Here is a 13,675-nt window from a genome sequence, read left to right on the forward strand (position 1 = left end):
TTTTTAAAGAATTAACACCGTTGCGATGGCATAACTAGCATCATGACTGATAGATACAAAACACTGAGTAAGCTCTTTTTCATCCATGAGTTCTCGAAATTTACCCCGAGCGTTGATACTAGGTTGACCATGTTCATTTTTTATCAACTCCAAATCTTGAAAGCTGATGTTATATCGAAACCCTGTTCCTAAAGCTTTTACTGCGGCTTCTTTCATCGCCCAACAAGCCGCAAAGCGTTGAAATGGTATCTCCGAATCATTGGCATACTGTTGTTCTACTTTGGAAAATACTCGGTCCAAAAAAGCCTTACCACTGCGGTCTATGGCTAATTTCATTCGCTCTACCGAAGCGATATCTGTACCGATACCATGAATCGAGTTTTTCAGCTTATTCGGCAACGTTTCCACTAAGTCGTTCGCCCCTTCGCTGGCGAGTTCATTTAAATTAAACGTCATTTGCTTCGATACTCCCGTATTGTTGTGTTTCTTCTAGGGAACTCGGGTAACGGAAATAGATAATCTTTTTATAGGTATCTAGAACCACCGAATAGCGAAAAACAGAAAAAAGTACTAACCAGAAAATTTCTAATAGGAATACAAAAATAGAGAACCATTGCTCCACAAATACATATTGTGTCGTAGCAAAGAGCATTAATTGAAATACGAGAATGACTGGCATCCATTTCCAATAGGAATAATTCTTTATTTGATACGCTTTGGGGCCAGTCCTAATCGACGACAAATCGACAGGCTTGATAGCATGGTCTCTTTGACCGTAAAGAATCAAACCGCTTACTTGATTTTTTGCGTTGGAATTAATCGAAAGAAAAAGGAATGCAGTGGTCACCAAGCACACAATAACAATCGTCACTAACTGATCACTGAAAGGATGGAGCGAAATATTATATAGTGGTATCAATATAGATAGATTGATAACCAGAAAACTAAAGGCTTCGGGTAATATAAACCACCTTCTAACGGCTTGCTCAAACGAGCTAGGCGTAATGCAGTTGATATCGCGTTCGATAGAGAGATACGCTTTTATATTGATAGAAAACAGGCTTATAAACACTATTACGGGCAGGATAGTTGTCGCTGCCAAATAAACTTGCCATAGATTTTGATCAAAGAACTCAAGTATGAACCACGCCGTCCCCAGCATGACAAACGATGAAGTCATGGCCATTACAAATAAATAGCGATAAAAGTGGACTATCTCTTTTGTTTTTTCGAGCTTTTTTAATAAAACTCTGTCTTCATTTGTGACGTGAAATTTATTGGCGAAAATCGCATTCTTTATAAGCAGGGGAGCATCTTTGCCCATTTTAAACACGGCAGAGAATACGATACTGGCCAACAGTATCCATAGAAAATGAAATTGACCACTTTCAATTCGGGTTGATAGAACCCAAACCAGAATACTCGCTACAAGCGTATAAATAATGGTCGGAATCAACGCTGAAAAGAATATAAAACCACGAAAGTGAATGGCTGCCATATCGCCCCCTATAAGCTTTCGATATCGCTTATGTTTTCAACATTCAAGACTGTCACTTCGTCTATATCAGACGCTATTGTCGATATCAGTCTGGACAGTACTTTTTTGGGGCCGACTTCTATAAAGTGTCGATGTCCTTGATCTAATAAGTATTGGATCGATTCAGTCCATCGTACTTTTTCTATAAGGTGATTAACTAGACTCTCTTTTATTTCTTGAACACTTTCGTAGGGCTTCGCCTTTAGGTTCCCAATAACCGGCGTTTTTGGCGAATGAAATTCAATAGAGTGCACGATTTTAGAAAAGTCCTCTACCGCACCAAGCATTAAGGGACTATGCCATGCTCCGCTGACTGGAAGCTTCACATATTCAATACCATGATTCGATAGCAATGACATGGCCGAACTTATATCAACTTTACTGCCTGAAATAACTTGCTGAGTTGGCGCATTATCATTGGCAATGACAACACTTTCGATAGTGCTTTCACTATCAAGTATTTCTTGAACCCGTGCGGCTGATACATCCTTTACGGCAAGCATTTGGCCTTTATGCAACTTCGCTTCACGCTGCATCAGCTGACCACGAGCGACCGTTAAACGAATCGCATCTTGATCAGAAATGACGCCAGCTTTGCAAAGAGCGCTGTACTCACCAACACTATGACCTAGCACCGCAGATGGTCGGAATGGCTTTCTATCGGAAAGAAAAGCATCAACGCTTAGATTTGTTACCGTTGTTGCAACTTGCAGTACATCGGTATTGCTTAATTTACTGATCGGTCCAGAAAAGCAAAACTTAGTCAGTTTTTTTTCGCTTTGCTTTTCAGCAAAATCAAAAAGAGATGTCGCGTAGGGAAACGATTCATACAAATCCTTCCCCATACCAATGTATTGAGAACCTTGACCAGGATAAACGACCACCCAATCGCTATCCAAATCCATTTTATTATTAGTCATTTTTATGCCCTTAAAATGTCTTGCTCTTTTTCTTTTTAATTATTAATTGAGCAGTGACGCAGCGAGTCTAAACACATAATAAATTTTCAACAATGACTATTTGATGAACGCTAGTACGAATAATTTTTAACCAGTAATTAGACATAGGGCACAAAAAATCTAATACAAAAAGCAAAAACAAATGTACTAAGAGCTATTAATTCAGTGACTTACCAAGCTACATGACCAATACCGTCTAATGCTTTTATAGGTCACATTATGATCTTGCTAGTACCAAATCATTATCGACTTAAGTATAAAAAATCTGATAAACGTCACAAATAAAAGGACAAACGGAGTCGGAATAATGGATGAATGGGCGATGATTTTCTAATGACACAAAAAAAGCCGAGCAGGTATGCTCGGCTTTTCTGGTTGTTATCAATGACTTTTTTTAGAGATAAAGCACTTGATCGATTTCGTACTCGATTTCTCCATTGGGTACTTTTACAACGACAACGTCACCTTCTTCTTTACCAATCAAGGCACGAGCAATGGGCGAACCTGCAGAAATTTTTCCATTAGGAATATCGGCCTCATCTTCACCAACAATCTGATACTGTTTTTCTTCGTCAGTATTGGCGTCAATCAGTCGGACCGTTGTACCAAAGATAACTTTGCCGGTTTGAGGTAGCGTCGTAACATCAATCACTTGAGCATTACTAAGCTTCCCTTCGATGTCTTGAATACGGCCTTCAATAAAGCCTTGCTGTTCACGGGCAGCGTGATATTCCGCATTTTCTTTCAAGTCACCGTGCTCACGGGCCTCTGCAATCGCTTTAATCACTTTTGGACGCTCAACTTTTTTCAGTTGATCGAGTTCTTCGCGTAGGGCCTTCTCGCCATCTACCGTCATGGGTACTTTTTGCATATTTTATCCTTTAGCGATCCGAGGCCGAGTCGCTCGATAATGGCCTCATGTTAAACGCAAAACACGAGCTCCTCAGATACTCTAGTGAGCCCAAGTCCCTCGTGAATGTAATACCAATTTATTAGTCTATTTAACGAGAATAAGGGCGCAAGCGCCCTTATTCAATAGGTAAGTACAAATTACTGACTTACTTCATACCAGCATGCAAATCCTGTAGACGTGCAACGCTCTGCAATCCACCAGATTCAAGACCTTTCACTACAGCCTCTGCACCTGCTAGCGTCGTAGTGTAGTACACCTTGTGCTGTAGTGCACTACGACGAATTTCAGCTGAGTCAGCGATAGCCCTTGGGCCTTCTGTGGTGTTCACGGTCATGGCGATCTCGTCATTCTTGATCATATCGACGATATGCGGACGACCTTCGTTCACCTTGTTCACGCGTTCAACTTTGACGCCTGCTTCGCTAAGGGCTTTGTAGGTACCAGAGGTTGAGACCAGCTCAAACCCTAGCGCTTCTAGGCCTTTAGCTACAGGAATCACACCCGTTTTATCTGCATCACGAACCGATACAAATACTTTACCAGATGTCGGCAATTTCTCACCTGCGCCCATTTGTGCTTTCAAGAAGGCTTCGCCGAAGGTTTTACCTGCGCCCATGACTTCACCTGTGGATTTCATCTCAGGGCCGAGAATTGGATCCACACCTTGGAACTTGTTGAATGGGAACACCGCTTCTTTTACTGAGTAGTAGTTCGGTACGATCTCTTCAGTAAAGCCAAGCTCTTTCAGTGTTTTGCCCGTCATCACTTTTGCTGCAATGGCGGCAAGAGAAGTACCAATGCACTTAGAAACAAACGGCACAGTACGTGATGCACGGGGGTTCACCTCAATCACATAGATTTCACCGTCTTGGTAAGCCAACTGAGTATTCATTAAGCCAACTACACCCAGTTCACGAGCCATGGCTGCCACTTGTGCACGCATTTCATCTTGTACGTCTTCAGGCAAGCTATATGGTGGCAAAGAACAAGCCGAGTCACCGGAGTGGATACCCGCTTGCTCGATGTGCTGCATAATGGCACCAATGACCACATCCTCACCATCACATACCGCATCGATGTCCACTTCTACAGCTTGATTTAAGAAGTAATCCAACAATACAGGAGAATCGTTAGAAACTTTAACCGCCTCGGTCATGTAGCGAACTAACGCCGTTTCGTCGTTCACGATCTCCATAGCACGACCGCCCAGCACATAAGAAGGACGCACCACTAATGGATAACCAATTTCTGCCGCTTTTTGAATCGCTTCTTGCTCAGAAGTCACAGTAGAGTTCTTAGGTTGTTTCATACCTAAGCGCTGAATCATTTGCTGAAAACGCTCACGATCTTCAGCACGGTCAATAGCTTCTGGAGACGTACCGATAATAGGTACACCAGCTGCCTCTAGCTCATTGGCCAATTTTAATGGCGTTTGACCACCATACTGCACGATAACGCCTTTTGGCTTCTCTTTGTCGGCAATCTCTAATACATCTTCAAGCGTCAATGGCTCGAAATACAAACGGTCAGAGGTATCATAGTCAGTGGAAACGGTTTCTGGATTACAGTTGACCATAATGGCCTCGTAACCTTCTTCTTTTGACGCCAGAGCAGCGTGTACACAGCAGTAATCAAACTCGATACCTTGACCGATACGGTTAGGACCACCACCCAGTACGATAATTTTCTCGCGCTCGCTTGGGTTCGCTTCACACTCTTCTTCGTACGTTGAATACATGTACGCAGTATCAGTAGCGAATTCAGCCGCACAGGTATCAACGCGTTTATAAACAGGACGAATACCCAGCTTCTGACGATGCTTACGGAACGCCTTTTCACTCACACTCAATAATTGAGCTAAGCGCTCATCACTAAAGCCTTTGCGCTTCAGGCGGAAGATGCGATCTTCATCCAAGCTAGTCAAAGCACTTTCTGCTACGGCGGCTTCTTCTTTGATCAGATCTTCAATCTGAACCAAGAACCAAGGATCGACTTTGCAGTGACTAAAGATCTCTTCCACTGTCATGCCTAAACGGAAGGCATCACCAATATACCAAATGCGCTCGGCTCCCGGTGTGTTCAATTCAGCAATCACTTTTTCACGGGCGGCTTCTGGATCTTCTAAGTTGACCTTTGGATCAAAACCACACGCACCCACTTCCAGGCCACGCAATGCTTTTTGCAATGACTCTTGTTGAGTCCGACCAATGGCCATCACTTCACCCACAGACTTCATCTGTGTGGTTAGACGCGCGTCCGCTTGCGGGAACTTTTCAAACGTAAAGCGAGGTATTTTAGTTACAACATAATCGATTGATGGCTCAAATGATGCTGGTGTACGACCGCCAGTAATATCATTTTGCAGTTCATCAAGCGTATAACCGATTGCCAATTTCGCTGCGATTTTCGCAATTGGGAAACCTGTTGCTTTGGATGCTAATGCAGATGAACGACTTACACGAGGGTTCATCTCAATGACGACCATGCGGCCATTGTCAGGGTTAATACCGAACTGAACATTTGAACCACCGGTTTCAACACCGATTTCGCGCAATACTGCTAGTGATGCATTACGCATAATTTGCAGCTCTTTGTCGCTTAGGGTTTGAGCAGGCGCCACTGTAATAGAGTCACCGGTGTGTACACCCATAGGGTCAAAGTTTTCGATAGAACATACGATGATGCAGTTGTCATTCTTATCGCGAACCACTTCCATCTCGTACTCTTTCCAACCGATTAATGACTCATCGATTAACAATTCATTGGTTGGTGAAAGATCCAAACCACGAGTACAGATTTCTTCAAATTCTTCTTTGTTGTAAGCGATACCACCGCCGCTACCACCCATGGTGAAAGACGGACGAATGATACAAGGGAAACCTAAGTCTTTTTGTACTTCCCAGGCTTCTTCCATAGTGTGAGCGATAGACGCTTTTGGACACTCAAGACCAATTTTCTTCATGGCCTTATCAAAGCGATCACGATCTTCCGCTTTGTCGATGGTGTCCGCATTGGCGCCGATCATTTCCACGCCATACTTCTCTAACACACCAGCTTTTTCCAAACCAAGCGCACAGTTCAGTGCAGTTTGACCACCCATGGTAGGCAACAATACGTCGGGACGTTCTTGCTCGATTATCTTCGTGACCGCTTCAACCGTAATCGGCTCGATGTATGTAGCATCGGCCATGGATGGATCGGTCATAATGGTGGCTGGGTTAGAGTTCACCAAAATAACTTTATAACCTTCTTCGCGAAGGGCCTTACAGGCTTGCGCGCCAGAGTAATCGAACTCACAGGCTTGGCCGATTACAATTGGGCCCGCGCCGATAATCAGAATACTTTCTATATCCGTGCGTTTTGGCATAGTTCTCTACTCTCCAACTAAGCTTTGCGGGCTTGCATTAATTCAATAAAATGATCGAACAGCGGTGCAGCATCGTGCGGACCAGGGCTCGCTTCTGGGTGACCTTGGAAGCTAAACGCAGGCTTGTCCGTGCGATGAATCCCTTGGGTAGTGCCGTCGAACAATGACTTGTGCGTCACCGTTAGATTATCGGGAATACCGGTTTCTGATACCGCAAAACCATGGTTTTGCGCCGTAATCATCACTGTTTTGTCTTCTAAGTTTTGTACTGGGTGGTTACCACCGTGGTGGCCATGGCCCATTTTTTCAGTCTTGGCACCAGAAGCGAGCGCCAACAATTGGTGACCTAGGCAGATACCAAATACAGGAATATCGGTTTCCAATATCTCTTTGATTGCTGCAATGGCATAGTCACATGGCTCTGGGTCACCAGGTCCATTTGACAGGAAGATACCATCAGGATTCATAGCCAATACGTCTTTGGCTGGGGTTTGCGCAGGCACAACCGTTAACTCGCAGTCACGATCCACCAGCATGCGCAAAATATTGCGTTTGACGCCATAGTCATAAGCAACGACTTTAAACTGACCACCCTCTTTCTTCTCGTGGCCTACACCAAGCTGCCAGCTGGTTTCATTCCAAGTGTAGGTTTTGTCTGTAGTAACTTCTTTGGCAAGGTCCATGCCTTTGAGTCCGGCAAAACCTTTGGCAAGCTCTAGTGCCTTATCTGTATCCACATCGTCACCGGCCATCACGCAACCGTTCAGGCTGCCCTTCTCACGAAGGATACGGGTTAAACGTCGTGTATCAATGTCGGCGATGGCCACTACATTGCGCTGACGCAAGTATTCATCTAGCGCTTGTTCACTACGGAAGTTACTTGCGACAAGTGGTAAGTCGCGGATAACTAGGCCAGAAGCCCAGATTTGGTCACATTCAGCATCTTCTGAAGTGGTTCCGTAGTTTCCGATATGGGGGTATGTAAGAGTAACGATTTGGCGGCAATAAGAAGGGTCGGTAAGAATTTCCTGGTAACCTGTCATGGAGGTATTAAAGACTACCTCCCCAACAGAATGACCATCTGCACCAATAGCGGTGCCTTTGAAAATGCTTCCGTCTTCGAGCGCAAGAATAGCTGGCTTTGACAAGGCTTCTTTCCTCGATCCTGCAAAAGTGACTGGTCGTAAAAAAGCGGGACTAAAGAGGAAGTAGCAAACCTGCTCTTTCCGAACTTCGATCCCGCTTTTTCAATATGATCTTTGACTGTGCCGGTGGCCGCCGTTGCGGCTTCAAACCACCCATGCAAATTGGCGCGCATTCTACGCGAATTTAGGCACAACGTCCATGACTAATAATATCCTGTTAAAAAATAGCCGATATGGTAACCACAGCTGCCAGTATAGCAAACGTTTTTGTATGTTTTTTGGCCAGATATTTGCAGAGCACTCTATAGAACGCTCTTTCTGTCGCTTTTTTGACCAAGAGCTGACTTTCTAAAACCAGGAGGTGCGCCATGGCCGATAGCCTGCATCAAATAGAAATTCACGCCGATAAAGCGGACGTGTTCAAAGCTCTCACCACTAATCCTGGCATTCAAGGATGGTGGACCAGTGACTGCGATGTAGCGAGTGACGAAGGTGGATTATGTCATTTCTATTTTAATAACCGTCAAACTCACTTTGTCATGCGCGCACAAAAGCTTCTGTCTAATCAGCGGATTTTTTGGGTGTGTGAGGATGGTCCAAAAGAATGGCAACAAACTGAACTCTGGTGGGAGATAACTGAAATAGCAGAAAAACACTGCCAGCTAGACTTTAAACATATGAATTGGCAGCGAGACGATGGCTTGTTCCCTTTATGCAACAGCACTTGGGGAACACTCATGAGTCATCTAAAAAATTACTGTGAAACCGGAAGCAAAGACCCACTTTTCACTGACCCGATTTCTATCAGCGCTTAATCTGCACAAGGTTTTGCTCGCCAAGACACTTGCAGGTGAATGCTTTGCTCTTGCTCGGCCTGAGCTTTGTGCATGACGCCATCAGCTTGAGTTTCCATCCGCATCATTATCGGAGTAGCGTGCAGGCCACTTTTTTGAACATTCATGGACGCGACTTGTAAACCACATAATCCGGCACTGTCTTGCATGGCTTTCGCAGTCGCTTTGGCATCATCGAAAGCCTTCGAGATTAGCTCGGCTTTTAATTTCGATTGCGCTTCTTCAGACGCCTCAACACTTTGTAAGCTTAACTGGCTAGGATTCAGACTAGGCAGCTCTTTTAGTACAATTTGATAGTCACCAGGGGACAGTTCCTCCAGCAAGAATTGCTGTTCGGCGATATACCCAACGAGTTCTCGGCCTTCCTCTTTATGATACTGATACATGGGGCGCAAAGAATGCTGCTTCGGTACAACCTTAAATGCCCGCTTATTTGCCCAGATTTCAAATTCGGCGATCTGTTTTTTGAGCGCTTGCGAAGCCTCTGATTGTCCTAATGCTTCACTATTAAAATTCACAGAAACCGTATGACTGGTAGCAATAGCGCTGCCATTTGATACGCCATGGGTATCTATTACCGTCCACTGAGATTTCTCCTCGATATTGCAGGCGCTAATGAGGACTATGATCATTGCCAATAATGGCCATTTGTAATTGTGCATTTGTAAATCCCTGTATTTGATATTCTTTTCAGCATAAGCTTTGATGCGTGATATACCAAGAGTTCCGGCGAGAATGTTACGGACGTCCTTTTCGTGGACACCGATTAAATATTTTAGGTTCAAAGATCAACGAGATAACTATGTGCGAATTACTGGGCATGAGTGCCAACACTCCTACAGATTTATGTTTTAGTTTCACGGGACTGACTCAGCGAGGAGGAAAAACAGGCCCGCACAAAGATGGCTGGGGAGTCTCTTTCTATGAAGGAAAAGGCGTGCGCAGTTTTCATGATGCAACACCCTCCGCTACCAGTGAAATTGCATCTATGATTCAGGGCCATCCAATAAAAAGTAAAACGGCAATTTGTCATATTCGCCAAGCCAATGTGGGGGACATCAATTTAGCCAACACCCACCCTTTCATTCGAGAGCTTTGGGGGCGCTACTGGGTATTCGCACATAATGGTCAATTAGAATCTTTTTCACCAAAAAACGGTATTTACGAACCGGTTGGTGATACTGATAGTGAAAGGATCTTTTGTGATGTCATGAATTACATCCGAGCCCACCTACCTAGAAATGCTACACCAAAGCAATTGGCAGAAATACTCGTCAAATTAGCTCAGGGTTATGCAAAGCAGGGCGTCTTTAACTGCTTGTTAAGCAATGGCGACTGGCTATTTACTTTTTGCTCAACTAAGTTGGCGTCCATCACTCGTCGCGCCCCTTTTGGACCGGCCAGATTAACCGATGCAGACGTTACGATCGACTTCGAATCAGAAACAACACCCAATGATGTCGTCAGTATTGTCGCCACTGAACCGCTAACCAGTGACGAAGAATGGCATTTATACAAGCCAGGAGAGTGGAAGCTATGGCAGCTAGGTGAAGTCATTGCTCATGGCCAAGCCACCATCTAGCAGAAGATGCTCTCACAAAGAATGTTGGTTAAGCATACAATTGGCGTAGTAGGTCGTGGTGGCAGGCCAATCAGAAAATACTGCATGTACCCCCACTTGTCTTGCGAGCACATCCAACACAACAAAAATATCTCCCTGGCTATTTACCTTATTCTGTATCGTTTGATAATACCAGCCGCCGCCCTGCTCCATGTTATTGCTGCGTTCAAGCGTCCAAGCAATAAGTTTCAAACCTGCTTGTTTTGCGTGGATTGCATATTCACTGGGCACAATTTCGTTGCCCTCTTCTTTCATAAGTACCCATAACGGCGGCGCAATATAGTGAAGCCCTAACTCTTTCAACTGTTTCATGCTCGGCTGCCACGTACTTGGCTTATTCTCGTCAAACTGCGGATCAACGTATCGGCCATCTAAGTAAACAGCTTGCTTCGCAAATTCTGGCTCATTTTTAAGCCAATATCGAATATCTTTTAAATCAAACGATTGCAGCCACACCTTTTCTGGATTTATTTTCGCTTCTTTGTATTCATTTACCAGCTTTTGAGCATATCTTTGCTGTGTAAATGCTGTTTCCTTATTGAGAGAAAATGGCATCTCCACTTGCGGCGTTTTTAACTCCGGGACCATGTCAACATCCCACTCAGAGAACAGTTTAATGCTCTCTTTATGAGTAACGATTTGCTCGCAAGTTTGGAATAAATCTGTGCGCCAACTTGGCGTTCCCTTAACAAACTCTTCTGCAGTTACCGCACTACTGTTGTAACCATCCATTTTAATACAAAGCTGTTTTAACTGCTTTAAGGTAAAGTCTGATGTACAGCAATTAGCCTGCGCCGGCTGTGATTCATTTGCAGGAACAAAAGGTTGATAGCACTGCTTAGCCAGTTCCGGACGTAAAAGCACATCCGTTGTTTGATGCAAATCGCATTGACTATGCCGACAAACTAGCTCTCCGTCCTTGGTAAAGGTCACATCACACTCTTGCTTGCCCGCCCCCATAGTATGGGCCGCCTGATAACTTGAAAAACCATGTTCAGGAAACATAAGCGGCGCGCCACGATGGGCGATTGAAAATGCTTGATGCTCCAAAATTTTATTTTGGCATCCACGTAATTGTGTTTTTAATTGACCATCTTCCATCTGATCAATCAAAAACATTGGACGTGGCCCTACACTAATTGAAGTCTGCTGATTCATGATGCTCAATGACGTGCACCCTGATAACAAGAGAATGATCGGAAATAAGCGAATCATATTGATTCCTCCCAAGGCGCTTTATCTAACACTTGCTGCAGTATCACTGCTGATTTTTTCCAGATCTGAAAGGGGGCTGTTTGCGGTTTATCTAGATAGTCCTGTAAATCTTTTTCCGAGACCCAGCGCCAATCGGAACGTTCGTTATAGACACTCCCCTGACACTCATCTGGCTGAAATGATGGAGACAAAGTTCTATGGGGAACTGAAACCACCAAACTAACAAAACTTCTGTCTTCGTTATAAAAAGCCTCTTTATACAAGACTAGGCTATCAGATGCGAACTGACACTGCGTCTCTTCATGAAACTCTCTTAGTGCTGCAGTTTGAATAGTTTCGTTTTCATCAATGCCTCCACCAAACGCGCCGTATCCACGATGGGCTTGAGGAAAGTTATGGTCCGCTAGTAGGAAATAAATTTCACCTGTATTCGCTTTACTAAAAGCGACGACACCTGCACCCTTGAGCTTCGTCTCTGAACACGCAGCGATCAAAATGAAAAGAAGAACTGCAATTTGTCTCATAAGTAAAGTATCTGAGTGCTTTAGCTTAGCACTACAACAAATATTTGTGACATTTAAGTTAAGTCCAACACCATTAATTGACCTCGATAATCCGGCTCACCTGAGAACAGCCAACCATTTTTCCGATAAAATGCTTTCGCTTGTTTATTACCCGGAATATATCTAAGAAAGATCTCTCTACTGCCGGCTAACTGACATTGCTTGACTACAAAATCATGTAACTGTTGTCCCAAGCCCAGATTCCGATACTCGGGCTTAAGGTAAAACAAATTAATATAAGAGTAGGAATTGGCTTGATTATTCTCATTGGCCTCTTCAATTATCGCTTTATACTCAATCTGACCAATAATCTGACCTTTAAGCCATACGTGCTTAAAACCCTCAGGGTTTTCCTGGATTAAATAACGAAACCAGTTCAACATTTCTTCTTCATTAAAATACGCAAGACTCCCGTAACTGGCTAGATGCGCGTCTTTTCGAAACTGTAAGCATAGTTGTTCGTGTCGATCAAAATCCACTGGTTTAAATTGAAGAGTTTGAGAGCCGCTTAGTTTATCCATTGCTTATTGACACAATTAATTCAATTCGTTTTGTTTCATGCTAAAAATAAAAAACCGAAGCGATGCTTCGGTTTTTGACGACTCGTTTAAAGCTGATCAGTTAAAAGCCTAACACATCGGGCATATCGTAAACGCCGTTGTCTTTACCTTTTAACCAAGCAGCAGCTCGAACTGCACCTTTAGCAAAGGTCATACGACTTTGTGCTTTATGCGTCACCTCGACACGTTCACCATCGGCTGCAAACATTACTGTATGATCACCGACAACATCTCCGCCACGAATGGTTTCAAAACCAATTTGCTTTTGCGGACGCGCCCCCGTTTGTCCTTCTCGGCCATAAACCGCTACTTCTTTTAGATCCCAATCTAATGTGTCTGCTATTACCTCTCCCATACGCAACGCTGTACCAGAAGGCGCATCGACTTTATGGCGGTGGTGCATTTCAATGATCTCTATATCGCTATCATTACCCATTATCGACGCTGCCATACGTAATAGGTTTAAACATAAATTAACACCTACTGAATAGTTTGGTGCAAATACGATAGGAAGCTCTTTACCCGAAGCTTGAAGCGAGGCTTTCTGATCATCGTTTAAGCCTGTCGTGCCGATCACGATACCTTTTCCATGTTGCTTACAAAATTCGATATTTTGCATCGTGGTTTCAGGTGAGGTGAAGTCAATCAACACATCAAAGTCATTTACAACGTCTTCTAAACTGCCCGCCAAAGCCACATTTAACTTCTTGCCAAGGCCCGCCATTTCCCCTGCATCAGCACCCTTAAGACTATCATCGGGTAACACAACTCCAGCACCCAGTACAGCATTGTCAGCAGCGTCTGTAGCTTCGATAAGAATACGGCCCATGCGGCCAGCAGCACCAATAATGGCAATACGCGTTGTCATGATTACAACCTTTTAAATACACGTTAGATAGTGACGGATTGTACAGCAATTACTAGAAAGGAGGGAGTATACA

At 44.0% G+C, this 13,675-nt stretch carries 13 protein-coding genes; 2 read left to right on the plus strand and 11 right to left on the minus strand.

Annotated features, from left to right (window positions below; genetic code table 11):
- Positions 1-3: 3 nt before the first annotated feature.
- The 6 genes from acpS to carA form a co-directional block, all read right to left on the minus strand.
- Positions 4-456: a holo-ACP synthase gene (gene acpS / locus HF888_RS13440; RefSeq protein ID WP_007018506.1), complete on the minus strand. Its 453-nt coding sequence runs from the start codon at positions 454-456 to the stop codon at positions 4-6.
- Positions 446-1,498 carry a hypothetical protein gene (locus tag HF888_RS13445; protein ID WP_007018505.1) on the minus strand — a complete coding sequence of 351 codons (1,053 nt, stop codon included), beginning with the start codon at positions 1,496-1,498 and terminating at the stop codon, positions 446-448. Before HF888_RS13445 ends, acpS begins: the two co-directional genes overlap by 11 nt.
- An 8-nt stretch (positions 1,499-1,506) precedes the next feature.
- Positions 1,507-2,457 carry an ACP S-malonyltransferase gene (locus HF888_RS13450; protein WP_007018504.1) on the minus strand — a complete coding sequence of 317 codons (951 nt, stop codon included), beginning with the start codon at positions 2,455-2,457 and terminating at the stop codon, positions 1,507-1,509.
- A gap of 433 nt (positions 2,458-2,890) precedes the next feature.
- Positions 2,891-3,367, minus strand: coding sequence for a transcription elongation factor GreA (gene greA, locus HF888_RS13455; RefSeq protein ID WP_007018503.1), 477 nt, complete (start codon positions 3,365-3,367; stop codon positions 2,891-2,893).
- A 187-nt stretch (positions 3,368-3,554) separates the two neighbouring features.
- Positions 3,555-6,776, minus strand: a complete 3,222-nt coding sequence (gene carB / locus HF888_RS13460; protein ID WP_007018502.1) for a carbamoyl-phosphate synthase large subunit — start codon at positions 6,774-6,776, stop codon at positions 3,555-3,557.
- Positions 6,777-6,793: 17 nt separating this feature from the next.
- Positions 6,794-7,924, minus strand: coding sequence for a glutamine-hydrolyzing carbamoyl-phosphate synthase small subunit (carA, locus tag HF888_RS13465; RefSeq protein WP_007018501.1), 1,131 nt, complete (start codon positions 7,922-7,924; stop codon positions 6,794-6,796).
- Positions 7,925-8,289: 365 nt separating this feature from the next.
- Here carA and HF888_RS13470 point away from each other — a divergent pair, with 365 nt between their 5' ends.
- Entirely contained in the window at positions 8,290-8,736 is a 447-nt protein-coding gene (locus tag HF888_RS13470; RefSeq protein WP_007018499.1) for an SRPBCC domain-containing protein, read from the plus strand.
- Here HF888_RS13470 and HF888_RS13475 read toward each other — a convergent pair.
- Positions 8,733-9,437: an SIMPL domain-containing protein gene (locus HF888_RS13475; RefSeq protein ID WP_007018498.1), complete on the minus strand. Its 705-nt coding sequence runs from the start codon at positions 9,435-9,437 to the stop codon at positions 8,733-8,735. The genes HF888_RS13470 and HF888_RS13475 overlap by 4 nt on opposite strands.
- Positions 9,438-9,577: 140 nt before the next feature.
- On the opposite strand from HF888_RS13475, the gene HF888_RS13480 reads away from it, so the two are divergent.
- A complete protein-coding gene (locus HF888_RS13480; RefSeq protein WP_007018497.1) occupies positions 9,578-10,357 on the plus strand; it encodes a class II glutamine amidotransferase in 780 nt (259 codons plus the stop codon).
- A 12-nt stretch (positions 10,358-10,369) separates the two neighbouring features.
- Here HF888_RS13480 and HF888_RS13485 read toward each other — a convergent pair whose 3' ends face one another.
- The 4 genes from HF888_RS13485 to dapB all read right to left on the minus strand — a co-directional run bounded on the left by HF888_RS13485 (position 10,370) and on the right by dapB (position 13,602).
- Entirely contained in the window at positions 10,370-11,611 is a 1,242-nt protein-coding gene (locus tag HF888_RS13485) for a glycerophosphodiester phosphodiesterase family protein (RefSeq protein WP_007018496.1), read from the minus strand.
- Positions 11,608-12,135: an NUDIX hydrolase gene (locus tag HF888_RS13490; protein ID WP_007018495.1), complete on the minus strand. Its 528-nt coding sequence runs from the start codon at positions 12,133-12,135 to the stop codon at positions 11,608-11,610. The genes HF888_RS13485 and HF888_RS13490 overlap by 4 nt, the downstream gene beginning before the upstream one ends.
- A 53-nt stretch (positions 12,136-12,188) precedes the next feature.
- Entirely contained in the window at positions 12,189-12,695 is a 507-nt protein-coding gene (locus HF888_RS13495; protein WP_007018494.1) for a GNAT family N-acetyltransferase, read from the minus strand.
- A gap of 100 nt (positions 12,696-12,795) precedes the next feature.
- A complete protein-coding gene (gene dapB / locus HF888_RS13500; protein ID WP_007018493.1) occupies positions 12,796-13,602 on the minus strand; it encodes a 4-hydroxy-tetrahydrodipicolinate reductase in 807 nt (268 codons plus the stop codon).
- Positions 13,603-13,675: the final 73 nt, after the last annotated feature.

It is taken from the genome of Bermanella marisrubri, assembly GCF_012295615.1.
GTDB lineage: Bacteria > Pseudomonadota > Gammaproteobacteria > Pseudomonadales > Oceanobacteraceae > Bermanella > Bermanella marisrubri.